At 61.8% G+C, this 24803-nt stretch carries 23 protein-coding genes; 13 read left to right on the plus strand and 10 right to left on the minus strand.

The genetic code is table 11. The annotated features are described in order from the left end of the window. Window positions 1–942: hypothetical protein (locus tag WKV53_RS05060; RefSeq protein WP_341403268.1), on the plus strand; the 942-nt coding region annotated here is incomplete at its 5' end. Next, entirely contained in the window at window positions 939–1994 is a 1056-nt protein-coding gene (locus WKV53_RS05065; protein WP_341403269.1) for a prenyltransferase/squalene oxidase repeat-containing protein, read from the plus strand. The genes WKV53_RS05060 and WKV53_RS05065, both read left to right, overlap by 4 nt. A gap of 4 nt (window positions 1995–1998) precedes the next feature. Here WKV53_RS05065 and WKV53_RS05070 read toward each other — a convergent pair whose 3' ends face one another. Beyond that, window positions 1999–2667 carry an FHA domain-containing protein gene (locus tag WKV53_RS05070; protein WP_341403270.1) on the minus strand — a complete coding sequence of 223 codons (669 nt, stop codon included), beginning with the start codon at window positions 2665–2667 and terminating at the stop codon, window positions 1999–2001. Window positions 2668–2893: 226 nt separating this feature from the next. On the opposite strand from WKV53_RS05070, the gene WKV53_RS05075 reads away from it, so the two are divergent. From WKV53_RS05075 to WKV53_RS05120, 10 genes are all read left to right on the plus strand, one after another. Further along, window positions 2894–3523: a TraR/DksA family transcriptional regulator gene (locus tag WKV53_RS05075; RefSeq protein ID WP_341403271.1), complete on the plus strand. Its 630-nt coding sequence runs from the start codon at window positions 2894–2896 to the stop codon at window positions 3521–3523. Between the two features lie 33 nt (window positions 3524–3556). Beyond that, complete coding sequence (gene rpmG, locus WKV53_RS05080) at window positions 3557–3730, plus strand: 50S ribosomal protein L33 (protein ID WP_264489423.1); 174 nt, start codon at window positions 3557–3559, stop codon at window positions 3728–3730. Between the two features lie 12 nt (window positions 3731–3742). Beyond that, complete coding sequence (rpsR, locus tag WKV53_RS05085) at window positions 3743–3985, plus strand: 30S ribosomal protein S18 (protein ID WP_341403272.1); 243 nt, start codon at window positions 3743–3745, stop codon at window positions 3983–3985. Window positions 3986–4066: 81 nt separating this feature from the next. Then, window positions 4067–4849, plus strand: coding sequence for a GTP cyclohydrolase FolE2 (folE2, locus tag WKV53_RS05090; protein ID WP_341403273.1), 783 nt, complete (start codon window positions 4067–4069; stop codon window positions 4847–4849). Between the two features lie 66 nt (window positions 4850–4915). Further along, on the plus strand, window positions 4916–5374 hold the full coding sequence (locus tag WKV53_RS05095; protein WP_341403274.1) for a hypothetical protein: 459 nt from the start codon (window positions 4916–4918) through the stop codon (window positions 5372–5374). A gap of 345 nt (window positions 5375–5719) precedes the next feature. Further along, window positions 5720–9187 (plus strand): endo-beta-N-acetylglucosaminidase, encoded by a 3468-nt coding sequence (locus WKV53_RS05100; RefSeq protein WP_341403275.1) that lies wholly within the window; start codon window positions 5720–5722, stop codon window positions 9185–9187. A 131-nt stretch (window positions 9188–9318) separates the two neighbouring features. Then, window positions 9319–10746, plus strand: a complete 1428-nt coding sequence (locus tag WKV53_RS05105; protein WP_341403276.1) for a circularly permuted type 2 ATP-grasp protein — start codon at window positions 9319–9321, stop codon at window positions 10744–10746. A 9-nt stretch (window positions 10747–10755) separates the two neighbouring features. Continuing rightward, window positions 10756–11784, plus strand: a complete 1029-nt coding sequence (locus WKV53_RS05110) for an alpha-E domain-containing protein (protein ID WP_341403277.1) — start codon at window positions 10756–10758, stop codon at window positions 11782–11784. Window positions 11785–11864: 80 nt separating this feature from the next. Further along, window positions 11865–12734 (plus strand): transglutaminase family protein, encoded by an 870-nt coding sequence (locus tag WKV53_RS05115; protein WP_341403278.1) that lies wholly within the window; start codon window positions 11865–11867, stop codon window positions 12732–12734. A 50-nt stretch (window positions 12735–12784) separates the two neighbouring features. After that, the gene (locus WKV53_RS05120; protein ID WP_341403279.1) at window positions 12785–13099 is read left to right on the plus strand and encodes a hypothetical protein; all 315 of its coding nucleotides are present in this window, start codon (window positions 12785–12787) and stop codon (window positions 13097–13099) included. A 67-nt stretch (window positions 13100–13166) separates the two neighbouring features. On the opposite strand, the gene WKV53_RS05125 is transcribed toward WKV53_RS05120, so the two are convergent. Both WKV53_RS05125 and WKV53_RS05130 read right to left on the minus strand, forming a co-directional pair. Further along, window positions 13167–14465, minus strand: coding sequence for a DUF1552 domain-containing protein (locus WKV53_RS05125; RefSeq protein WP_341403280.1), 1299 nt, complete (start codon window positions 14463–14465; stop codon window positions 13167–13169). A gap of 38 nt (window positions 14466–14503) precedes the next feature. Continuing rightward, window positions 14504–16804, minus strand: a complete 2301-nt coding sequence (locus WKV53_RS05130) for a DUF1592 domain-containing protein (protein ID WP_341403281.1) — start codon at window positions 16802–16804, stop codon at window positions 14504–14506. 280 nt (window positions 16805–17084) lie between these two features. Here WKV53_RS05130 and WKV53_RS05135 point away from each other — a divergent pair, with 280 nt between their 5' ends. Further along, the gene (locus tag WKV53_RS05135; RefSeq protein WP_341403282.1) at window positions 17085–18026 is read left to right on the plus strand and encodes a hypothetical protein; all 942 of its coding nucleotides are present in this window, start codon (window positions 17085–17087) and stop codon (window positions 18024–18026) included. A 9-nt stretch (window positions 18027–18035) separates the two neighbouring features. Here WKV53_RS05135 and hflX read toward each other — a convergent pair whose 3' ends face one another. The 7 genes from hflX to ftsY form a co-directional block, all read right to left on the minus strand. After that, window positions 18036–19325 carry a GTPase HflX gene (gene hflX / locus WKV53_RS05140; protein WP_341403283.1) on the minus strand — a complete coding sequence of 430 codons (1290 nt, stop codon included), beginning with the start codon at window positions 19323–19325 and terminating at the stop codon, window positions 18036–18038. A 123-nt stretch (window positions 19326–19448) separates the two neighbouring features. Beyond that, entirely contained in the window at window positions 19449–19790 is a 342-nt protein-coding gene (locus WKV53_RS05145) for a hypothetical protein (protein ID WP_341403284.1), read from the minus strand. A 361-nt stretch (window positions 19791–20151) separates the two neighbouring features. After that, a complete protein-coding gene (locus WKV53_RS05150; protein ID WP_341403285.1) occupies window positions 20152–21282 on the minus strand; it encodes an HAD-IB family phosphatase in 1131 nt (376 codons plus the stop codon). Continuing rightward, a complete protein-coding gene (locus WKV53_RS05155) occupies window positions 21279–22532 on the minus strand; it encodes a beta-ketoacyl synthase N-terminal-like domain-containing protein (RefSeq protein ID WP_341404115.1) in 1254 nt (417 codons plus the stop codon). Before WKV53_RS05155 ends, WKV53_RS05150 begins: the two co-directional genes overlap by 4 nt. Next, window positions 22474–23001: a hypothetical protein gene (locus WKV53_RS05160; RefSeq protein WP_341403286.1), complete on the minus strand. Its 528-nt coding sequence runs from the start codon at window positions 22999–23001 to the stop codon at window positions 22474–22476. Before WKV53_RS05160 ends, WKV53_RS05155 begins: the two co-directional genes overlap by 59 nt. A 92-nt stretch (window positions 23002–23093) precedes the next feature. Next, on the minus strand, window positions 23094–23465 hold the full coding sequence (locus WKV53_RS05165; RefSeq protein WP_341403287.1) for a hypothetical protein: 372 nt from the start codon (window positions 23463–23465) through the stop codon (window positions 23094–23096). Window positions 23466–23635: 170 nt separating this feature from the next. Beyond that, window positions 23636–24487: a signal recognition particle-docking protein FtsY gene (gene ftsY, locus WKV53_RS05170; protein WP_341403288.1), complete on the minus strand. Its 852-nt coding sequence runs from the start codon at window positions 24485–24487 to the stop codon at window positions 23636–23638. Between the last annotated feature and the right edge of the window lie 316 nt (window positions 24488–24803).

Genomic DNA, 24803 nt, shown 5'->3' on the forward strand with positions numbered 1-24803 from the left:
GGTGAAGCCAAGCAAGGTGAAGCCAAGCAAGGTGAAGCCAAGCAAGGTGAAGCCAAGCAAGGTGAAGCCAAGCAAGGTGAAGCCAAGCAAGGTGAGGCCAAGCAAGGTGAGGAAGGCGAGAACACCGCGCAGCAAGCCGAGATGAAAGCGGAGGTGAATGCCTTGGCCGAGCGGCAGGAGAAGGTGGCGAAGGCGCTGGATGCTTTGGCTGAGGGAAAGAATGCAGAGGCGATGCAGGGGCTTGAGCAGCTTCAGGCGGACGAGGCGAAGCAGCTCGCGGAAGCGGTCGCTGAGATGCCGATGGCGGAGGGATCGGGCCACATGAACGAGGCCCGTGAGACCTCGCGCCAAGGGGGAGAGCAGGCGCAGTCGGCGGCGCAGAAGAGTGGCGAAGGCAAGCCTCAGGAGGCTGCGGGCCAGCACCAGCAATCGGCTGGGAATCTTCAGCGGAGCTCCGAGGCGCTTGGCCGGGCGGCGGAGGAATTCAACCGGAACGCCGAGCAGGCGAAGGGGCAGCAAGCGGAGCAGCATCGTGCGCCGCTCGCGCCCCAGGATCTCGCCGAGGCATTCCAAGCGGCGTCACGGGCATCCGATCAGAATCAGGCGACCCAGTCCGCGAATGAAGCGACGCAAGCCGCCGAGGCGATGGCCAAGGCGGCTCAGGCGGCCCGACAGGAGATGCAAGGCCACGGGAAACCCGGCCAGCCGATGCCGGGCATGCCGGGTCAACAACCGGGCGACAAGCCTGACGAGAAGCTCCGCACTCCGGAGGCGGACCCTGGAGTGCCGCCGGAATTGGCGAAGCTCGGGATCAGCGCCTCGGATTGGGAGAAGATCCAGGCGACCCTGAAGTCCGATGTGGGAGGCAGTGGTGCTGCCGGCGTGCCTGAGGAATACCGCGGGCTGGTGAAGAAATACTTCGAAGCGATGACCGACAAATGAAGGCCCGTTTTATTGCATTGATGCTTTGTCTGGTCGCGCCTGTTGCCATCGCGGCAGAGGCGGCTGATCCGGTTTTCACCGAGTGGAAGGATCGCGTTGATCCGGCGGTGGAGTCCGCCCTCGAATATCTAGCCCGGGTTCAGAAGAGTGATGGCTCCTTCCCGGAAAGCTATGGGGATTCCACGGGGATCCCGGCGCTTGCAGGAATGGCGTTTCTTTCGAAGGGGCATCTGCCTACGGAAGGGCCGTATACGCAGGCACTGAACCGCAGCATCGACTTCGTGCTCGCGAACCAGCGGAACGACGGGCTTTTCGAAAAGGGGAACGCGGGCAGTGGGCCGATGTATGCGCACAATATCGCCACGCTGTTCCTTTCCGAAGTGAGCGGCATGGTCGATCCGGAGCGGCAGAAGAAGATCGCCGCAGCGTTGCCACCCGCCTTGAAGCTGATCCTGCAAGCCCAGGCGGTGAAGAAGGAGGCGCGCCATCAGGGCGGCTGGCGTTATCATCCGGGTTCTTCGGACAGTGATACCTCCTGCAGTGGCTGGGCGCTGATGGCTCTGCGCTCGGCGAAGCTGAATGGGGCGGCGGTGCCCGACCAATCGATCGCTGATGCGGTGGGCTATCTCGGCCGGCACCAGGACGAGAAGGAAGGGGCATTCGGCTACATGAACTATGGCGACCACGCGCGCTCGCTGACCGGGATGGGGCTGCTCTGCCTGGAACTCTGCGGCAAGCACGGCTCGCCGGAGACGACCAAGGCGGCGGACTACGTCATGAAGACTTTCCGCGACCTGCCCGGGGACCAATTCGAGTTCTACGGGAACTACTACAATGCGCAGGGGACCTTCCAGATCGGCGGCCGCTACTGGAGCGAGTATGCGAACTGGATGTACGAGACCTATTTGAAAAAGCAGTCCGACGACGGCTCATGGAACAGCCGCGAGGCCGGGCGCATCTACGGCACCTGCATGATGGTGCTGGCCTTCACGGTGCCCTACCGCCAGCTCCCGATCTACCAGCGGGACGAGACGGTGGACGAGACCGAATGAGTCCTCACTCGGCCTTCTTTTCCTCAGCCGACGGTGCCGGTGTAGCGGAAGGGTCGGCCGGGGCCGTAGCGGCGGCCTTGGCCTTTCCGGTCTTCATGTCCTCCAACAGGCTGCGTCCGGTTTCCTTCTGGTGACGGACGGTCAGACCGACGAAAAACGCTCCCGCTGCGAGCAGCAGGAAGAGGAGGGTCATGAAGAAGCTCGCGGCCGCGCTGGGCTGGGAGGACTTGATGATTACGCGCTGAGGGCCGGCTCCGGGGCCATTGGCGGCCCGGCGGGGACCGCCCCCACCACCTGCGGCGGCTCCTGAGAGCGCTTCTTCCCTGATGATGGGGGACTCCACCGGCGGCTTTTCGCGGGCCAGAGCCTCGCGCTCTTCTTCGGTCAGGGTGAAATCGAAAGAGACGTCACCGATTTTCACGGAAAGGCCGTGGCGCAGGGGGATGGTCTCTTTCTGGACGCCGTCCAGCTTGATGCCATTGGTCGAGCCGAGGTCGCGGAGCTGGTAGCCACCATCGAGGCGCTCCATCACGGCGTGGCGGACGGAAACCGAGCCGTCATCGATCACGATGTCGTTCTCGCTGCCCCGGCCCATATTGACCTTCATGCGGTCGAGTTGGAAGCGGTAGGGCTGCGGCGTGCGGTCGAGGACGGTGATGGTGACGCGAGGCATGGGGTGAAAAACGTGAACTCCGGCGGTTTTCTAGCGGGAAAGCGGCTGATCCTGCACGGAAAAATTCGAACGGGCGGCAATCGTGGATTAATATGCGTAAACCCTTGGCCCGGCGATAAAATTTCAACTTGCACGAGTAGGAGAGAAGCGCTAATCGACCGCGCCCGATTTTCCAGCAGCGGGCGGTATTCCAGTTTTACCAACGATTTCAAGAGACCCCACCGACATGGCCGAAAAGAAGCAACCCGCGAAAAAGGCGGAACCCGCCAAGCCTGCGAAGAAGCCTGCTGAAAAGCCCGCTCCAAAGGCCGAGTCCAAGAAGCCCGCCGCCAAAACCGAGCCGGAGCCCGAGGAAGTCGTTGAAATCAAGGCTCCCGCCGGCCCGGTGAAGGTCAGCGGCTTTGTCCTCAAGCAGAAACAGCGCCTGCTGGACCTGCGGGACGAGCTGGTGGACGCGATGTCCGGCATGACCGGGGAAATCCGCAATGCGCCCGAAGGCAGCGAGGCCTCCGGCAGCGGCATGCACCAGGGTGACGCTGGCAGCGATGCCTACGACCGCGACTTCGCGCTCAGCGTGCTGGCCAAGGAACAAGACGCCCTTTACGAGATCGAGCAGGCCCTGCGCCGGATCGACCGCGGTGCCTACGGGATCTGCGAAATGTCCGGAAAGAGCATCCCGCAGGCCCGTCTGGAGGCGATTCCATTCGCCCGCCTGACCGTGGAATGCCAGGCCCAGTGGGAGAAGGAATACGGCAACCGCCGCTTCCGTCCGTCCAATGAAGTCGGCTTCGCCGGAGGAAATTATTCGGATGATGAAGATTCCGAAACGGTTTCTCTTGACGAGGACGACGACTAAATTAGCGTTCGCGCCCCAACTTCCCGCCGCACAATGCCACGCGAAATTATCATCCTCGAATGCACGGAAGCCCGTGCCGAAGGCAAGCCGCCTTCGCGCTACGTCACCACGCGCAACAAGAAAAGCCTGCGGACTCCGGGTCGCTTGGAGAAGGTTAAGTTCAATCCAAGCCTTCAGCGCCGCACCGTCCATCGCGAACTCCGCTAATTGCCTTTTCCCATGACCGAACCGAAGACTGTCGAACGCCGGATCCGCTTCCGGAAGTCGAACCGAAAAATGACCACCCGCCGGCACGATATTCCGGCGGCCGAGGTCCACTTCCTGAATCCCGATCTCCTCTCGAAGTTTACTTCGGAGACCGGCAAGATCCTGCCTCGTCGCGTGACCGGTGTTTCGGCCAAGCTGCACCGCAAGATCACCCGTCAGATCAAGCGCTCGCGCGCTGTGAACCTGATGCACTGATCGGCGTTTCCGAAAGCAACGCTTTACCGGAAGCCTGCCCCTGAACCGGGCGGGCTTCTTTTGTTTCCGGCTATTGCCCACATGAAGGAACTCAAGGATACCCAGAACGAGCGGGACGACCGCAATTTGGCCATCGACCGCGTCGGTGTGAAAGGCCTGCGCTTCCCGGTGGAAGTGCGCGACAAGGGCGGCTCGGCCCAACGCACTGTCGCTACGGTGGCGCTCGCCGTCGATTTGCCGCACCACTACAAGGGCACTCACATGAGCCGCTTCGTGGAGGTGCTGAACTCTCACGGCGGCTTCCTGGATGTCCGCTCGATGGCGGGCCTGCCGCGCGAGCTGCTGAAGCGGCTGGATGCGCGGAAGGCGCATGTGGAGTTCCAGTTTCCCTTTTTCCGCAGCAAGGCCGCGCCGGTGACGGGGCAAGCCGGCTTGATGGACTACGAGGTGCGCTTCGAGGTGGAGGCGATCAAGGGTGGGCCGCTGGATTTCATCGTCACGGTGATGGTGCCGGTGGCAACGCTTTGCCCGTGCTCGAAGGAGATCAGCGACCGCGGCGCGCATAACCAGCGTGGAGTGGTGACCTACTCGGTCCGCTGCAAGGAGCCGGTGTGGATTGAGGATCTGATCGAGCTGGTGGAGCGCTCGGCGAGCTGCGAGCTGTATAGCTTGCTCAAGCGGCCGGATGAGAAGGCCGTGACGGAGCGGGCTTACGACAATCCGGTGTTCGTGGAGGACTTGGTGCGGAATGTGGCGTCACGTTCCAATGCGCATGCGGACATTGAGTGGTACAAGGTGGAGGCGGAGAATTTCGAGTCGATCCACAATCACAATGCGTATGCGGTGATTGAGAAGGTGATGTGATTTCATTCTCCTTTTAGAGGCATCCCCGAGGCTTCCTTGGACCGTCGGAAGACCGGCACGCATGAGATGAAGCTGCCATCGACATCAGGAAGGGGCGTGATGCTGGCGATCATCGCCATGCTGGTGTCGAGCTGTGGTGAAAGCGACCCGGCTCGTGCCGACGATCATTCGAAGAAGGCGGATGACAGCGCTTCTGCTTCGGGAGGCGAACACGCTAGCAGACCGTCGAAGGTGGCTGAGCGGGAGATGAGCGCTGACGAGAAGGGATGGCGTGAGGCGAATCTCGAGAAGAGCTATGTCGGAAAGGTGAGATCCATGGGTGTCATGGAGGTTATTGCCGAATTTGAAGCTGGGAGGATTTCCACGCTTCAGCAGTTCAAAGCCCTGTTTCCCAAGGGATCGAGCGGGAATAAAATCGAAGGGGTATTCACGCATAGCGTGCACATCGAGGGTAAGACGTTCATCATTGTATGGGCGGATAAGTCCGGTTCTCTCACTGGTTGGCAGGCGCGCGACTCGTATTGAGTCCGGGAGCGTGGACAGAACTGCTACATACGTGGGGATAGCCGCGAGTGGGAAGCGGCGCCGATGTCTCTCGCTTGTCGCATCGACCGAAGGTCGACACCCCTTATCGACTTCGGCGTTCTCATTCCTTCCTCCGCCTTCCAAAACAATCAGTAGATCTTAAGGGCGGGCAAAAATCTGGCGGCGATGGCGGTTGTATATCGTATTGTCAGTGATCGTACGCGCTCTGACCCAGGGTGCGCGAAAAACCCAAGCCACCCCTCCGCTTTACTGCTCCTCCCGAAATCAAAAGGGAGGAGGAGAAGACTGGTTGACGCGTGGTGACCCGACCTAAGACCCAAGAACATGGGAAAGACGACCCGACTTCTCCGCATCGCAGCCTTCCTGATTCCGCTGATTGCTTCGGCGGTCCTTGCGGCGGACAAGACGTATACCTGGTTCCGGTTCACGCCGACGCGCTTGCGAGATACCGCGCAGCCGAACTCGGTCCAGCTTTCCGAGTTCAAGTTCTACCGCCACGGTCAGGCGCTGAATCTTTCCCAGGTCATCGTCGCGAATCCGGGCGGCAGCAATCCTGCGGCGGAGACACCGGCGAAGCTCATCGACGGGGATACGGCCACAAAGTGGCTCGATCTGAATCGCCGGGCTGTGACCTTTCGTTTTCCCAGCGCTGTCACGATCGACTCGTACTCGTTCACGACGGCGAACGACTCTGCCGAGCGCGATCCGGGAAATTGGCGGCTTGAGGGGAGTGACGATGGCGCGACTTGGTATCTCCTTGATGAGATCATCAATGGCTCGGTCCCTACCGCTCGCCTCACTTCCACGGCGGTCTTTCCGCTGAATATCACGGTGCCGCCTTACACCTCGTTCTGGCACCCGGATTACCTGCTGCGCTGGACTCCGGCGGACGATAGCAGTGCGGACTTCAATCGCTCTTACGTGCCCCGTGCCACGCGCGCGGTGAATCCGGCGCTGAATGTGAACGCGAATGCGAGGCCGAACGAAGGGCGGGTTGCGGTGCTTACTACCTTCGGCTCGACCAGTTTCCAGCCATCGCAGGGATCGGCCGTGGAGCACTTCAATGCCTACACTGGCTGGCCCTACACGGATAAGCTGGTCTTCTGGGGTGGTTCGGCGGGCGAGGGGCTCATCCTCGCGCCCTCCGCGCCGGTCATCGATGCGGGGCACCGCAATGGTGTGCCGGTGCTGGGGAATGTCTTCCTTCCGCCCACTGCTTACGGCGGCCAGGTTCACTGGGTGCGGACCTTCATTCAGAAGAACGGCAGCGAGTTTCCGGTGGCTGACAAGCTCATCGAGGTGGCCCGCTATTACGGGTTCGACGGCTGGTTCCTCAATCAGGAAACGGCTGGCACCAACTCGACCGATGCGGCGAACATGCGTGACTTCATCAGCTACTTCCGCAGCCGCGCGCCGGAGCTGGAGATCATGTGGTACGACGCGATGACTTCCAGCGGCAGCGTCTCATGGCAAAACGCGCTCACGGCCAGCAACGAGATGTTCATGAAGTACAACTCGCAGCCGGTGTCGCACACGATGTTCCTGAACTTCTGGTGGAACTCGACGATGCTGGCCGACTCGCGGACGCGTGCGGTGAATCTGGGAGTCGATCCGTATTCGATCTATGCGGGGGTCGATGTGGAAAGCGGAGGCTCCAGCACCACTGTCGATTGGGATGCAGTATTTCCCGCAGGGCAGGCGCACCGGCTGTCGCTTGCGTTCTACGGCCAGCAGCGCGTCTTCCAGAACTCGGGGAATCCGGCTGGGTTTCAGAATGCGGAACTCCGTTTCTGGACAGGAGCGAATGCCGACCCGTCCAATACCACCACGTCCGATGCGTGGAAGGGGCTGGCGAATTACATCCCAGCGACCTCTCCGCTGCGGCAGTTGCCTTTCGTGACGAATTTCAACCGCGGCCAAGGGAATCGCTTCGCCGTCGATGGCACGGTGCTGGCGACCCGCGGGTGGAACAATCTGAGCCTGCAGGACGTACTGCCCACCTGGCGGTGGATCGTTGGTAGCACTGGTGCCAACAAGCTCCAGCCGAGTCTGGAACTGGATGATGCCTACTATGGGGGCACCTCGCTGAAGATCTCCGGGGTGCTGAATGGCACGAATGACGTGAAGCTCTACGCGGCCAGCCTGCCGGTCGGCGCGGACACCCGCTTCCGGATCGTCTACAAGTGCAACCAAGGCGTGGCCGCCACCCGGCTGCAGGTCGCGCTGGCCTTCGAGGATGCGCCGACGACTTTCACCTATCTCAACGTGGGCACTGCGCCCACCGCAGGATGGAATACGGCGACCTTCAATCTTGGCGCGAATGCCGGGAAAAAGATCGCGGTCATAGGCCTGCGCTTCCTGGGCTCTCCGGCGATCAGCGACTACCAGATGAGGATCGGGCGCATCGCCGTTTACGACGGTCCCACCACACCGGCGGCACCGGCACCCGCTACGAACCTGCGGGTGGTGAAGAAGGATGCGCTCGATGCCGACACGCTCGCGATCCGGTTGAAGTGGGATGCTTCCACTACCGCTGGCATTCATCATTACCGGGTCGTGCAGTTGCTTCCGAATGGCACGCGACGCTGGCTGGGTGGTACGCCAGGTCCGGCCTTCTTTATCCCGTCCGTGCGGCGGCTCTCGTCCGAGGCAAACATGACGCTCGAGGTTACCGCGGTCGGTGGTGACTATGGTGTGTCACCGGTGGCGACCTTGACGGTTCCGATTCCTGCTGGGCCGGATGTGACCAATCGCCTCACCGGCACGTGGGTGGGCACGGCGGGGTCCTGGAACAATGGCGGGGATACCGGCGACAAGGTTTTCGACGGGAATCTGAATACCTTCTTCGACGCGCAGGAAGACTCGGCGTGGACCGGTCTGAATTTCGGTGCCCAGCGTAGGATTACTGCCATCCGTTATGCGCCGCGCGGTGGATGGGCTTGGCGGATGCTTTTGGGCGGGGTTTTTGAAGGCGCGAATCAGGCTGACTTCAGCGATGCCGTGACTCTCTTCAAGCTCGAGTCCGAGCCGCCGGATGGGGTCTACACCACGGTGCCGGTCAGCCATCCCGGCCTGTTCCGCTACTTCCGCTTCCGCTCGGATGGGCATGGGAATGTCAGCGAGGTCCAGGTCTACGGCTACGCTGCTCCGGTGAGTCCAGCGGCACCGACCGCTAGTCTCTCGATCGGGAGTGCAGTGGTTTCGTGGGGGACGACTGCTTGGGCTGCCAGCTATCGCATCGAGCGATCCGCCACTGCAGGTGGTGCGTTCACCGTGCTCGCGGAGAATATTGCCAGCACCAGCTTTTCCGATGCGACTGTCCCGGCCGGACAGCGTCCTTGGTACCGGATCACGGCCATCAATCCGATTGGTACGAGCACGCCGTCTGCCGCGGCCCAGGCCCAGCCAGCCTCGCCGTATGTCGCGTGGTATCTCGATACCTTCGGCTCCGAGACCTCGCCGGCCATCACCGACCTGCAAGCCGACCCGGATCGCGATGGCCTGCCGAACCTCCTCGAGTATGCGATGGGTCTGCCAGCGCTCACCCGGAATGCTCCGAATTTCGCTCCGGCCTACGCGGGGAATCGCGTGTCCATCACCTATTCCCGGAATCTCGCCGCCACCGATGTTCCGCTCACGGTCCAGTGGACGGACGATCTCCAGACTTGGCGCACCGACGGCGTAACCCACGAGACGCTCGCCGAGAGCAATGGCGTCCGGACGATCCGTTCGTCTGCTCCGGTGGGTGCGGTGGGCAAGCGTTTCATGCGCTTGCAGGCGGGGGCTCCTTGATCGACTCGTCCGCCGAAAGCCAATTTGGCCGCTTTACGCGCCCTGCCAACCGGGTCTAACGTGCTTCATTCAGGAAAGCGCGCCGAGTTGGCCCGTGGCCTGCTAAAACGATGTCCACCCCAAGAACGCGCATGTTTGACGCCTACGAGGCCAATGGATTTTTCGATGAAATGTTCGACGAAAGCGGAGCAGTCCGTCCCCACTACAGGACGCTGCTGAACCGCTTCTCCAGCTATCCCGCAGAGGATTTCGAGGCGCGACGAGCGTCCTGCGACCAGCATTTCCTGAGGCAGGGGGTCACCTTCAACGTCTATCACGACGACCGGGGCACGGAGCGGATTTTCCCCTTCGACCCGGTGCCGCGGGTGATTCCGTCGGACGAGTGGGAGCACTTGGAGGCGGGACTGACCCAGCGGATCATCGCGCTGAACCTGTTCCTGCACGATATTTATCACGAGCAGCACATCCTGCGGGACGGGATCATTCCGCGGTTCTACATCGAGGAGGCGAAGCACTACCGGCCCGAGTTCCGCGGCATGAACGTGCCGAAGGACATCTACATTCACATCTGCGGGAGCGACCTGATCCGCGGGGCGGATGGGACCTATTTCGTGCTGGAAGACAATGGGCGCTGTCCGTCCGGGGCTTCCTACCTGTTGGAGAACCGGAATGCTTTGAAGCGTGCTTTCCCGGGACTGTTCGAGTCGCTCGGGGTGAGGCCAGTGGATTCCTATCCGCGGGAGCTGCTGAACATGCTGCACTATGTTTCCCCGCATCGCGAAGGGGAGCCGGTGTGCGTGCTGCTGACGCCGGGTTGCTACAATAGCGCCTACTTCGAGCACTGCTATCTGGCCCGTGAGATGGGCATCGAGATCGTAGAAGGCCGCGACCTGGTGGTGATGGATGATTTCGTCTACATGCGCACGACCAAGGGTCTGGTGCGGGTGGACGTGATCTACCGCCGCATCGATGATGATTTCCTAGACCCGACGGTTTTCCGGAAGGACTCGGTGCTCGGCGTGCCGGGTATCATGCGCGCCTATCAGGCGGGCAATGTCGCGCTGGCGAATGCGGTCGGCACCGGCGTGGCGGACGACAAGGTGATCTACTACTTCGTCCCGAAGATCATCGAATACTACCTCGGCCAGGATCCGATCCTGCCGAACGTGCCGACTTACCTCGCGTCGGAGGACAGCGATCGGAAATACATCCTGGAGCACTTGCCGGAGTTGGTCGTGAAAGCGGCGAATGAATCCGGCGGCTATGGGATGTTGATGGGGCCGTCTGCGACGCAGGAAGAGATCGCGAAGTTCAAGGACAAGATCATCGAGGACCCGCGGAACTTCATCGCCCAGCCGGTGGTGGCTCTTTCCCGCTCGCCCACTTACTGCGACGGGCTCATGGAAGGCCGCCACATCGACCTGCGCCCGTACATCATCTACGGGGATGACGTGAAGATCGTCCCTGGCGGATTGACCCGCGTGGCATTGAGAAAAGGTTCGCTGGTTGTGAACTCGTCGCAAGGCGGCGGCAGCAAGGACACCTGGGTTTTGAAATAGTTTTCCGTCATGCTTTCCCGCGTTGCCAATAGTCTCTACTGGATGGTCCGCTACATCGAGCGGGCCGACAATCTCTCCCGTCTGATCGAGGTCAATGGCCAGCTCCTGCTCGATCATGAGCGGCTCGATAGCGAACGCCTGCGCGCCTTTTGGAAACCGATCATCCTCGCCACCGGTGATGATGAGCTGTTCTCCGAACTCTACAGCGACGCTAGCAGTGGTGAGGTGATCCGTTTCCTTACCGATGACCGGAAGAATCCGAACAGCATTGTTTCTTCCATCGCTCATGCCCGTGAGAACGCGCGGATGGTGCGGGACCAGCTCTCGGAGGAGCTGTGGGAAGAGCTGAATTCGCTCTACCTTTTCATCAATTCGCGTGACGGCGAGATCCTGCTTTCGGCCGATCCGACGCGTTATTACGAGACGATCCGTCGCGCGACGTTTACGTTTCACGGGATCGCAGCGGCATCGATCGCGCGCAGCGAGGCATGGGAGTTCATGGATCTGGGCCGCCACTTGGAGCGGGCGGACAAAACGACCCGCTTCCTCGATATCACGAGCTTCCTGCCCGAGGTGGAAGACGGCAATGGTGCCGCGACCTTCCACTGGACGGCGATCCTGCGGTCCTGCGGTGCGCTCGGCGCTTTCCGCGCGGAGCATCGCGGGCAGCCGGCCGCGAAGGGCGTGGTGGAGCTTCTGATGTTCTCGAACCGCTTTCCCCGCTCGGTGCGCTACTGCGTGGACCGGATCGACCGCAACCTGCACTCGATCTCCGGCACAGCCCGCGGAACCTACGCGAACGAGGCGGAGCGTGTTTCCGGCCGGATGCTGGCGGAGCTTTCCTACGGGTCCGCGAGCGATGTTCTGGACAGCGGCCTGCACGAGTATCTCGACGAGGCACAGTCCCGTTTCAATCAGATCGGCGAGGGCCTTTTCAGCGCCTACGTGTTCCCCGACATCACGGACAAGCGGCCGCCCATTCCCGCGGCGAGCGTTTCGGCAGCTGTGGCTTGGCAAATGTCGCAGCAGCAGCAATAGAGCGCTGCGCCACCCGCCCGCCGCCCTTGAACACTCTCTTCGAAACTGGCTCGAAACCTGCGCCCACTGCAGGACCTCCCATGGGACAACCGTTGCAGCCCGGTCCGATTTACAAGGTCCTTCACCGAACCGTCTTTGACTATGACGCGCCGGTGCGGGACAGCTTGAATACGCTTCATCTGGAGCCGCGGACGTTTCCCTTCCAGCGCACGCTCTCCGCAGTGGTGAAGGTGCTGCCGGCGACGCGGGTGCGGCGATTTCACGACCTCTTCGAGAACGTCACCCATCACTTCGAGGTGCTGGGAGATCACCGGCGGCTCGAGATTGAAAGCCGGATCCGGATTCAGAATCTTCCGCTGATCGTTCCGCAAGCTTCGCAGCAGGCGCTGCTGCACGAGTATCGCGGTGGGGATATTCCGGAGCAGACCTGGGCTTATTTGCAGGATAGCCGATTTGTCTTCCGGCATCCTCAGATTTGGAGGCAGGCGCTGGATATTACTTCGGGCATCGGGCCGGTGTTTGAGCAGGCGGTGGCGATCATGCACTGGGTGCATCGGGAGTTTCGCTATGAGGCGGGCTCCACGCATGTGAACACGCACATCGAGGAGGCTTTCGCGTTGCGGCGTGGGGTTTGCCAGGACTTCACCCATGTGATGCTTGGTTTGTGCCGGGCCATTGGCATTCCGGCGCGCTATGCTTCGGGTTACCTCTACAATGGTCCGCGCGATCATTTGCTCGGTGCGCAGGCCTCGCATGCGTGGCCAGAGGTGTTCTTCCCTGATGTGGGGTGGATCGGATTTGATCCGACGAATGAGACGCTGGCCGATGAGCGGTACATCAAGGTCGCGGTTGGCCGCGACTATGACGATGTCGCTCCGGTGCGCGGCACCTACCATGGAACCGGTCACTGCAAGATGAGCGTGGCGGTGGAGGTGGAGAAGGCGGAGTGAGGGGCAGACTGTGATTGCTTGAAGAGTCGGGATTTCTCCAAATGTAGGAGATGAAACGACGTCTCGCTGTCCTCTTCGCCGTGGTGCTGGCGGTGGCGATCGGTCTTCTAGGGTGGTCGGGCCCTTGGAAGAGTAGTCTGCCGCCTTTCCATAAAGCTTCGGTGAGCATTTATGGAAGAGAGGCGGAGACTGTCGTGCAGCTATCGCTCGCGCAACAGGAGGAGTTCCATGATCTTTTCAGCGGGATTCCCAGAGATCGGAATCCGATGAAATGGAAGGTTCTCGGAACGGTCCGGCTTTTTGATGAAGCCGGCCGCGAAGTGTCGACCGTGGATGTATTCTCAAGGCATTCCGCGAGATGCTAGAACTCCCGGATGTGGGTGACTCATCCCATTGAATGGAATGGGGTGGGCGAGCGAGTCGCCTGATTTCTCAAACCTTGTCGAACACTCCCGTCGAGTCGCCGATGCGCTGGGCTTTGGCACCCATGCGATCGAGGAGCGAGAGGTAGAGATTGGTCATCGGCGTGCCTTTCGGGGCTTCGATGAGGCGGCCGGGAGTGAGAGCTCCGTTGCCCTTGCCGGCGAGCAGTACGGGGAGGTCGTCGTGATTGTGGCGGTTGCCATCGGCGATACCGCCGCCGTAGACGATCATGGAGTGATCGAGGAGCGATCCTTCGCCATCGGGGGTGTCGCGCATCTTCTTCAGGAAGTAGGCGAGTTGTTCGACGTAGAAGTGATCGATCTTGCCGATGCTTTCGAGAGTCTGCGGGTTGCCGCGGTGATGGGATAGCTCGTGATGCGCGGAATTGACATCCACCTCAGCGAACGTGCGGTTTGAACCATCGTGCGCGAGCAGGAAGGTGGAGACGCGGGTGGTATCGGTCTGGAAGGCGAGGTGCATGAGGTCGAACATCATGCGCATGTGCTCGCCGTAGGTTTCCGGCACGCCGTTCGGGCGCTTGTCCTCGGGGACTTCGGTTCGGAATTTCTCCGCGCGTGCGATGCGTTGCTCCACATCGCGCACGGCGGTGAGATACTCGTCCATCTTGCCGCGGTCGGTGGAGCCGAGTCGTGATTGCATTCGCTTCGCATCCGCCATGACGAAGTCGAGGATGCTCTTGCGATAGGCTCGGCGGCGTGCGTCTTCCTTCTCATTGCCGGAGCCGAACATCTTTTCAAAGACCAGCCGTGGATCGCGCTCTGCCGGGGCAGGGGTGGTGTCGTTGATCCAGGAGAGATTGAACTGATAGGCGCAGGAGTAGCCGGAGTCGCAGTTGCCGGAACTGCGCGCGGGATCGGTGGAGAGCTCGAGTGATGGCAGTCGTGTGAGATGGCCGATCTGGCGGGCTGCGATTTGATCGACGGACTCGCCGAGCTGGATGTCTGCGCCGGCGGTTTTTCGGGCCTGGCAACCGGTCAGGAAGGTTGCATTGGCGCGGGCGTGGTCGCCGGCGCCGTCGCCATTGGCGAAGGCCTTGTCATGATCGAGGCCGCGGAGAACGGAGAAGTGCTCGCGGAGTTCGGCGAGAGGTTCGAGGGTTTTCGAGATCGCGTAGTCCTTGCCGCTGCCGGTGGGTCGCCACAGGTCGAGGTTCACGCCATTCGGGATGTAGATGAACGCCATCCGCGTGGGTGGGCCGGCCTTGGCGACGGTCTGGGCCAATGATGGCAATGACGGAAGTGCCAGCGTGGCGGCGATGCCTTTCAGGAATGTGCGTCGCGGGGTCATCGGCTGAGGTGTTAGATGGTGGATGGCAGCTGGAAGTTCTAAGAATCGCCGCGGCGATTCTGGAAGGGGACGGAGTCGATCACGGCGCGGAGCATCGCGCGCGAGCTGCCATTGGCGGCTTCGGTATCGGCGACGATCTTGTCGAGGGCGGGCTTGTCGTACCAGTCGAGGCCGCGGCCGAGGGCATACGTGAGGAGCTTGGTTGCGACCGAGCGATGGAATTCGGAGCGATGGTCTTCGACGAGGGCCTTGCGGAGTTCATCGACGCCATGGATTTTCCGTCCGTCGGCGAGTTCGCCCGAGGTATCGATGTCCTTGCCGTTCTCGCGGTCGCGCCAGGCACCGGTGGCATCGAAGTTCTCCAAGCCGAAGCCGATGGGGTCCATCAGGGCGTGGCAGGAGGCGCAGGCGGGATCTTCACGGTGCTTCACCAACTGCTCACGCAGGCTGCGCTGGTCGCCATGACGGGAAGGCGGTTCAAGCTGCGGTATGTTTGGCGGAGGGGGAGGCGGGGCGGTATCGAGGAGGTTCTCCAAGACATACTTGCCCCGCAATACGGGGGAAGTACGGAGGGGATAGGAGGTGAGTAGATGGAATGATCCCTGGCCTAGGATGCCGCGGCGGTGGCTGTCCTTCAGCTCGACCTTGCGGAACTCGTCACCTTTGACGTCTGGAATTCCATAGTGGCGGGCAAGGTCTTCATTGAGGAAGGTGAAGTTCGCATCGAGCAGCGTGGTCATCGGCAGGTCTTCCCGGACCACGCAGGAGAAGAGCATTTCGGTTTCACGACGCATCGACTCGCGCAAGCGCGGATTGAAGTTCGGGAAGGCGCGCTTGGCAGGGAGGGACGAGGACAGGTCGCGGAGGCGAAGCCATTGGCCGGTGAAGTTCGAGACGAATTGCCGCGAGCGCTTGTCGGCGATCATCCGGTCGATCTCGGCAGGCAGGTTCTTCCGCAGCTCGCCACGACTCGCCAGCTCCATCAGCCGCTCGTCCGGCATGGTGCTCCAGAAGAAATACGAGAGACGCGTGGCCAGCGCATGCTCATCGATGGTGTGGATCTTCTTCGCGTTGTCGGGTTCGGGCTGGGGCTCCTCGCGGAAGAGGAAGGAGGGCGAAACTAACATCGCTTCCAAGGCCAGCCGTATGCCCTGTTCGACGCCTTCATCCTTTGCCAGGGAAACGAGTTCGAGGTAGCGGGTCACCTCGCCGTCGCGAGGTGGGCGGCGGAAGGCCTTGCGAGCGAACTGAGTCAGCACGTCCAGTGCGTAAGTGCGGTCATTCTCGCCGGGCTGGCGCTCGGTGAAGATGCGGCGATGACTCTCCGGCTTGGGCGGCGGGGGGCCATCGAGAGGGCCCGTGATCGTGATGGCATTCACCATCAGATTGCGGTCGCGGCGCGAGCGATCGGGATGGTGCTCGTCGTAAAAATCGTTCGTGAAGGAAACCCCGATCGACACCGGCTCCTTGGTTTCGATCTGGATCTCGTGCGAGTAATCCTTCGGCCGGTCCATCGGCGCATCGACCTTCCATTCGTGAAGCGTCTTGTCCCCGACCTTCAGTTCCATGGCCGGTGGCCCGTCGCCGCCGAGCGTGCCGCAGGCCTTTACCGTCACGAGATATTTTCCGGGGCGCAGGGGACGATAAAGCGTCTCTGCGGTGCCGGCCTTGAAGAGGTAGTGGCCTTCTTCCGAACGCTGGCCATTTCCTTCCAGGTCACGCCCGTTGATCTTCGTTTCCGGCGGTGGCATCACGCCGGGTTTCACCGCCTTGTCGAGGGCCACGCGAGCGGCCTCCAGATAGCGCTCGAGGTGGGCGGGAGAGAGGGTGAGAACATCGCCGATGTTATCGAAGCCATAGCCCGAGTCATCCGGCGGGATCAGGTCCATCACATTCACCTCGACTCCCAATAGATCGCGGAGGGTGTTCTGATACTCGACGCGATTCAGGCGCCGCAGGGTCACCCGGCCGGGATCGGGGTGCTTCGGATCCACCGGAAAGACGGCATCATCAATCCAAGCGAGCAACTTCTCCCGCTCTGCCATGGTCGGCTGATCCTCATCGAGCGGCGGCATCAGGCGATGCTTGAGGTGATCGCGGATGCGCTTCCATGCCTCGCGATTCTGCTGCATTTTTGCGATCGAGTCGAAGCGGTCGAGGGCAAGCTCGCCCTTCTTGATCCCGTCGCCGTGGCAGTCGTAGCAGTAGGTTTCGAGCAGGGGGAGGGCCTCGCTTTTCCAACGGGCATCGACGGTCGTCTGGGCATGGCCGATGCCGCCGGTGACGACACTGCCCATCACGGCGACTTGCATCAAAATGGAACGGGCGTGTCCAAGCATGCGACGCAGGTTCCTACGGCCGTTTTCGCGCCAAAATCGCAGGAAATTACGGATTCGCGCATAATTGATGAGATGCGAAATGCAGGGACCGGTGAGGTCCTGCGTGCCGGATCCGCGGGCGCTTCGGAGGGGAGACCGAGAATCGGCTCAAATTCCGGTCCCGCGGATCGGGGTGAGGTCGGTGCCTGTAAGTAATTTCCTGCACCACCCGTCAGGGAAAGACCTTGTCGGAAGCCGATCACTGGGCAGAATCGCAGAAGCTGGAACCTCCCTACCTCCGATGCCTTCCGACGACGCACCCTCGCGGATTCCCGAACCCAAGCGCCGGGTAAGATTTGCCGCGCATGGAACCATGCCCGATGCGACACGGGACCTTCGCTCGGGGCACTCCTCGTCCTCCGGCTCGCGGCGACGGCGTGGCGGCGGTGGGCAGGGCTTGGCCCACGCCAAGAAGGAGTGGGTGATTGGCGGCTTGATCGTGGTGCTGTTGCTGGTGACGGTTGCGGGGCTTTGGGTGATGGGGCGCATGCACTCCAAGGGAGGACAAGGCGAACCCGTGGCGGGCGATCGTGCGGAAGCATCGACGCCGCTTGAGAAATGGCATGGGCCGGTTCCCTCCGTGATCGCCGATCGTTTCATGAAGGCGAAGAGCCAAGAGGAACGTCTGGAGCTGATCCGGAATCCCGAGCAGGTCGGGCCGGAGATGGAGACATTCTTCAAAAGCGGGCCCGGTGCCACCGAGCAGGTCAAAGGATTCAACTGGCTGACGTCCGGTTCGTCTGGAAACTTGGTTTTTGAAACCTACTCCGTGGAGATTGCCGATGGTCCGGCGCGGTTGCTGAGCGTTACGGTCGATCCCCAAGGGGCGAAGGTTGATTTCGAGTGCTACGCGCGGTGGAGCTCGGTGGCGTGGCCGGACTTGATTGCCGGAAAGGTCGCCGAAGCGGCCGAGGTCCGCGTGATCCTCCAGCCGGGCGGCTTCTACCTTCATGAATTCAGCGACGAGCAGAAGTGGGTTCATTTCAAAGCCACCTCGCCCGACCTGCAGGAGACACTGGACCTCTATCTCGACCGCCAGAACCCGTCGATCCGGGACATTCAGGAGTCCGAGAACAAGATCTTTCCCGCGACGCTCTCGATCCGCGGGGTGAACGGGAGCGAGAAGCGCCGCCAGTTTGAGATCACGGCGGTGAAAGCGATGGAATGGGTGAAGCCGGGCTGAGAAGAGATCTCAGCAGGCGAACTCTTCCAGTCGGCCGGCGATGGCGGCGGGCACCACGGCGGTCACCAGGATGTCGTTATCCTCGTACTCGGTGGAAAGCACTTTCGCATCGCGGTGGAGCATGCCCATCAGGTCGGCACGCCGCTGGGGAATACGATAGTGGCGACGGCGCACCCGGTCGGCGAGGACCTCGGAGCACTTCTGCAAAAGCTCCGGCATGCCCAGTCCGGTGGCGGCGGAAATCCTCAGTGCGTCTGGAAAGAGTTGTCTCAACTCTGCCGAGCGATCGGGGTCCGTCACCAGATCGATCTTGTTCAGCACCGTGACGGTGGTCTTGTCCACGGCTCCAAGCTCGCCCAACACATGCAGCGTGGTTTCATGGAAGCGCTCGATTTCGGGCGATGTGGCGTCCAGCACGTGGATCAGGAAGTCCGCGAGCACGGCTTCTTCCAAGGTGGCTTTGAACGCTTCCACAAGCCGGTGGGGGAGATTGCGGACGAAGCCGACGGTATCCGTGATCAGCAGCGGCTGGCCGTCCGGCAGCTCGATCTTCCGGGTGGTGGTGTCGAGCGTGGCGAACAACATGTCTTTCGCCATGACGTCGGAACCGCTGAGCTGGTTGAGGAGGGTGGACTTGCCGGCGTTGGTGTAGCCAACGATCGCGGCATGGGGCGTTTCCATGCGCTCCCGTTCCTTCCGCTGGGTGGCCCGCTGCTTGCGAACTTCGTCCAACTCACGGCGGGCGCGGTCGATGCGGACATGGGCCATCCGCCGGTCCACCTCGATCTGCTTCTCACCCATGCCACGGGCGGCACCGCCACCCTGTCCGCCACCCGATCCGCCTTCACGGTCAAGGTGTCCCCACATCCGCGCCATCCGGGGGAGCGCGTACTGCATGCGCGCGAGTTCTACTTGGAGTCGTGCTTCCTTGGTCTGGGCGCGCCGGGCGAAGATATCGAGAATGACTTCCTCGCGGTCGATCACACACAGATCCGCGGCCCTTTCCCACTCGCGCTGCTGGGACGGGGCGAGCTGGTTATCGATAACAATGACGTCGCATTGGTGAGCCTTTGCCAGCTCGATGATTTCCGCCGCCTTGCCGGTGCCGCAGAGGAACTTCCTGTGCATTTCACGGCTGCGGGCCAGCACCTTTTCCACCACGCCGATCCCGAGCGTGGATACCAGTTCGCCGAGTTCTTCTAACAGGGCCTCCGATTCCTCTTCTTCGCGTGGATCGAAATAAAGGCGCACCAGCAGTGCGCGTTCGACCATCTGGGGTTTCTCGCGGACTTCAAACATTCCGGCGGGACCTTGGCATCGCAGATCCCGACCTGCGAGGGCGAAAACGCGCCGCGGGAAAACACAATGCCCGCCAATTCCGGGGAATGGCGGGCATTGAGAGAACTTGAACTGTGATCGAGCTTATAGCGCTGCCTTCAGGGCATTGAACTGGGACTTCAGCTTGCCGAGTTCCTTTTCAGCCTTGGCGATCTGGTCATGTAGGGCTTGGAGTTTCGAGAGCTTCTTGCCGATCGGGCCAGCCACGGATCCGGAACCGGAGGAGGCACTGATAGATCCGCCACCGATGCCGGAGCGAATCCAGCTCGAGATGGTGAGGGGCGAGATCTTGTATTTCTTCGAGGCAGCGCTCTGGCCACCGCGACCTTTCTCCGAGTTCACCTTGTCCACGAAAGCGATGATCTCGGCTTTTTCCTTTGTGGTATAACGACGGCCTTTAGCGGCGTTGACGTTGGAGTTGCTCATGACTCCCGAGGGTTAATCTCGATGCTGACTGGTCGCAAGATCAATCTGGAACTCGGACTCAAAAAGTTTATATATTCGTATTTTTACTACGGAGAAACCGATGACGACATTCGCAAAATCAGACATGGGGCGCTCAGTCCTCGTTAGATGCTTGGAATGAAGCTGTAATGGGGGCTCGGGTGCTTCCTTTTTTCAGTGTAAAAGCTTATTCTCATGTAGGGGTTTACCTGACGGCTTATCCCACGAAGGTGGGAGTTGATGTTCCGAGGTGTCACCACTGATCTAACAGGGTTGTGAATCGACCTAACAAGTTTCTGGGGCGGCCGGGGGATGGCCAAGTGGGGGCCTTGCTTTCCCAAGCTCAGGCAGGGGAGGAGGCGGTCCCCGGGAGCTTAATAGTCGAAAAAGCGGACATGCTCGTGATCCAGGCTCCAGCCCCTTCCTGCACGGCCTTGCGCGCGGCGACGCCGCCGAAACCGATGAATAGATCGACTTCCGGTTTTGCCTCTAGATCGGACACTCCATCGCCCACCATCACCACTGCTTCAGGATGAATGGCGCGCTTCCATTCGCGAATCACCTCCGGCTTGCCACCATTGCGAGTGGTGGGATAGCTCTCGCCATATCCGGCATAGCTGCCGTCCGCATGGAAGTGAAGGGGAACTGCCTCCACATATTCGATGCCGAGGGCGTCGGCCAGCGGCTGGATGAGGGGTGCAAAGCCGCCGGACAAGATGACCGGTGTCCAGCCTTCGGATTTCAGCCGACTTATGACTTCCGGTACTCCTGGTACCATGGTGTCGAGATAAAGTTGTGCGACAACTTCAGCGGTGGCGCGGTCAGGTTGAATGATCTCCATGCGACGCCCGAACACCTCGCCGATCGGCACTTCGCCGTTCATCGCCTGATGAGTCAGGTGCTCGACCATCTGAAAGACTTCGGGTCCCCGGGCGCGGCCGAGTTCGTCGATGCCCTCGATGGAAGACAGCGTGGAGTCGCAGTCGAAGAAGATCAGTTTTCCGCGCTTGCGGGTGGGTGGCAGGATTTCGACGACCGCACCTGGCTCCACGCGGTCGTGGAGGTCGATGATGTCGGCGTTGGAAAGCCGGATGCAGCCACAGCTCGCCGGGGTGCCGAGTTTTTCCTCCTGATTGGTGCCGTGGAAATAGATGAAGCGGTCGAAGGTATTGGCGCTCTCGGGCTGGAGTCCGCTGAGGCGGAGGATGCGGGTCAGGACAAGATCCTGACCGGGGGCTTCTCCGGGCTGCCAGTGGCCGACAACCTTGCGAGCTTTGAAGATGGTGCCGACGGGCTCGCCTTCGCCGACCTTTTGCGCGATGACGAAGCGGCCGGTGGGCGTGCGATAGCTCCCTTCGGTGAAGCCGACTCCCTTGGCTGAGGTGGAGACGGGGTATTCGCGTTCCAGTTCGGTGCCGCGGTAGAGGCGCAGCTGTTGATCGTCGATGGAGACTTCGAGTCGCAGGTCGTTCATGGCGAAGCTTGCAGGGCGACGAGGGAATTCTTTCCCCCGAGGGCGGAAGCGAGTTTGAAAACGGTGGCTCCGGGGGGAAGCGCGGGGGGCGTCATGGTCAGTCCGGCCGGGCAGGTCAAGTGAGGCAGCGGTGGAGGGAGCCGGTTTTCGCGGAGGAAGGCGGCGAGAATCGCGGTTTCAAGTAGTCCGCCGCCGCCGATGCCGTGGCCGGTGTAGGGCTTGAGGGGGCAGAGTGTGATGCTGTTTTTCAACGAAGCGAGGATGGCGGCGGGTTCCAAGGTGGCATGCGAGGCGGTGCCGCTGGCATGCGGACATAGCGCCACGGGCGGGCCGAATTTTCTGAGGGCCTGCTCTAACAGCCGTGCCACTCCCGGTGCTCCTGCGGGCATGCCGATGGCATCGGCGGCGTCGGCATTGGCCAGGTAGCCGGAGAGCAACGGCGAGCCGGAGTGTGAGCGACGTTCCAAGGCGATCGCCGCGGCGGCTTCTGCGGGAAGGATGCCGGTGGTCTCGGGCGAATAGGGATCGTTGATACCGTTTTTCGAAAGGATGCCGGTGGCGGCGTAGCTGTCCAAGAGACAGGGCGAGAGCGGCAGATCCACGGCAACGACGAGCGCGCGCTCAGCCAAACCGGCGGAAAGCCATAGCGCGGCCATGCCGAGGGCATCGAGCCCCGCGGCGCATCCACTGGCCTGGACCTGCCATGGGCCCCGGATGCCGAGTTCGATGCTGACGGCGGCGGCGGGCTCACTGTGGAGGGAATTGCTGGCAGCCATCAGCGGGAAGGCGCGGCGCTCCGGCCATGGATCGATCCAGCCCGCAGCGGTGCCACGGCTGGTGCCGAGGAAGAGGGCGGTGCATTCCAGCTCGGAGGCGGTCCAGCCGGCGTCGGCGATGGCCTGTCTGGCGACATGCAGCGCGGCCATGCTGGCTGGGGCCCACTTACGATTGAGCAGGAGCTTCCGTGGCTCGATCCACGAGGCGGGGAGGTCGCGGTGCGGGCTGTCGTTTCCTAACAAATCAGCCAAAGGCCGGAAGCAGGTGCGGCCTTCATTCACGGCGGAAACATGCCCCGCGATATCGACGCCCAGCCCTGACAGGGCTCCGAGTCCGGTGATGGCAAGCGGCGTGTCGATGCGAGGGACTAGCGCCGTGGGATCGCCGCTGCCAAGGAAATAGAAGCGGCGTGGACTAGAAGCTTGGACGGTCGGTCTTTGGCGGAATTGGTGGGAACTGCTTCTGAAGGTCAGGAGGCAGGAGGAGGATCAGATCCGTCGGGACCTTTTCGTCGGTGGGGAGCAGCTTTCCGGCGGAGATGGCCGGGCCGCCTCGTGAGCCGCCGTGGTCGGAAAGGTTGTAGTTGAGGTCGCTGGTGCCGTTGAAGAACCAGAGGCGCTGGGGTGACTCGACGAAGATGAACCAGGGAGCCGTGGGAGACGGAAGGCTCAAGCCCGACGAGCCCGATGCACCGCCCGATCCGCCACCCGGCAGTTTCTCTTCTTTGGTGACCTCCCAAGAGACCGAGCTCGGGCTAACCGTGACGGCCAGCTTGTTGGTGGTGGTCTTGGTGTGGGCGGACCACGTGCCGGCGGTGCGGATGACCATGCCGGCGATCAAGGTGTCGGGGGTGGTGACCGCTGGGGAGGAGGTGGTGGTTACAACCTTTCGGCAGCCAATGGTGGCCAAGGTGAGCGTAAGGAGGAGGAGGGGGATGCGCATTCCGGCATGTGGCCACAATCTGCCTCGGATTGGACAGGGGAAACTGCGGTGCAATTTCGAGGGCTGGGCCGGAGGAATTGGCGCGAGGAGCCTCAGAATGCCGGGCGCTCCAGTGGAGGCTCGATGTCAGGGAACAGTTTCTGAAGATCCGCTGGCAGCCGCTGGATCACCGCATAAGGCGGTGTTTTGCTGTCTTTCACCCGTTTGCCTTTCTCGTCGATGACCCGGTGGACTGGCGAATCGGAGATCCTGTCCTTTATGGTCGTGTACCAGAGCTGTCTGCCGTTGCCGTAGAACCATAGGATCTTGGGGTTTCCGGTGTCTGCCGCGTAGATGAACCAGTTGGACGGCCAGGGCGGGAAGGTAATCGGCGATGAACCTCCATTCCCGGTTTTCCCGGCGGGCGGCAGCGGCTCGGCAAAACTGTAATAGCTGTATTCTAGCCCGCTGCCTTTCTGCTTCACCTCCAGTCGGAAGCTGCCAGATCCATGGGGTGCCCACCACGAACCTGGCGCGTCGGCGAAGGTTCCTGCGAGCAGGGTTGGGGCTGGGGCCGGAGATGATGCTGCCGGGGCGGGTTTGCGGCAGCCGGAAAGGGCGACCAGGCAAGCCAGCGAAAGTGGGAGGAGGCGCATTACAGCATCTCTTCCACGAACTTCTGTTTGTTGAACAGGGCGAACTGCTCGGGCTCTTCGCCGGTGCCGAGGAAGCGGGGGGGGATGCCGAGCTGGTCCTGGATGGCCACGGCAACGCCGCCTTTGCCGGAGCCGTCCATTTTTGTGACGATGACGCCGTCGAGCGCGCAAGCCTTGTGGAATTCCTTGGCCTGCTGGAGGGCGTTCGCTCCGGTGGTGGCGTCGACTACCAGAAGGGTGAGGTGGGGGGCGGTCTCGTCGTTCTTGGCGAGGGTGCGTTTGATCTTGGAAAGCTCCTCCATCAGGTTGTGACGGGTGTGGAGGCGGCCCGCGGTGTCGCAGATCAGGTATTTGGAGCCGTCGGCGATGGCCTTCTGGTGAGCATTGAAGCAGACCGAGGAGGGGTCGGCGTTTGGCTGGCCCTTCACGACCGGGATATTCAGGCGCTGGCCCCAGCGCTCGAGCTGCTCGACGGCGGCGGCGCGGAAGGTATCGGCGGCGGCGAGCACGGTCGGCTGGCCGCGGCGCTGCAGCCAGTGGGCGAGCTTGGCGCAGGAGGTGGTCTTGCCGACGCCATTGATGCCGACGACGAGGAAAACGAAGGGCTTGCCGTCCATCCGGGGCAGCAGCGGCGGGGAATCCGGGGGCAGGCGGTTGGCGACGTGGCGGCGGGCCGACTCGATCACGTCTTCGGCGGAAACCTGGCGGCCGAGTTGCTGGAGTTCGTCCACGATGCCCATGGCGAGCTTGGGGCCGAGGTCGGCGGCGACGAGGTCGGCCTCGAGCTCGTCCCAGTCGATTTCCGCCTTGTTCGCGATCTTGTTGTAGAGGGATTTGAAGAAGCCGGCCATGGAGAGGCGGGGTTCTAATGGCGGAGCGCGGAGGGGGCAAGCGTGGTTCGGCGGTCGAAGCGGGTCCCGGTGAGGTCCAGTAATCCAGTATGTGTAGGATACTGGACTTACTGGAGTAGCTCCCTTGGGGCGCTGACGACTGGGTTTGCGAGCGGCTACGATAGCGGGGAGCGGGATGTGGCCCTCATTCCGGGAGTTTTTGCAGTTGAACGCGGGCTTGCCTTGGGAGATGAATCGCCGTGCCCGTCACAAGACGCGGTTTTTCAATCATATGCCCCAAGGAGGATTTAGAAGAGGCGGACGCCGCGGTGACCGG

This window comes from Luteolibacter sp. Y139, assembly GCF_038066715.1.
Lineage (GTDB): Bacteria > Verrucomicrobiota > Verrucomicrobiia > Verrucomicrobiales > Akkermansiaceae > Haloferula > Haloferula soli.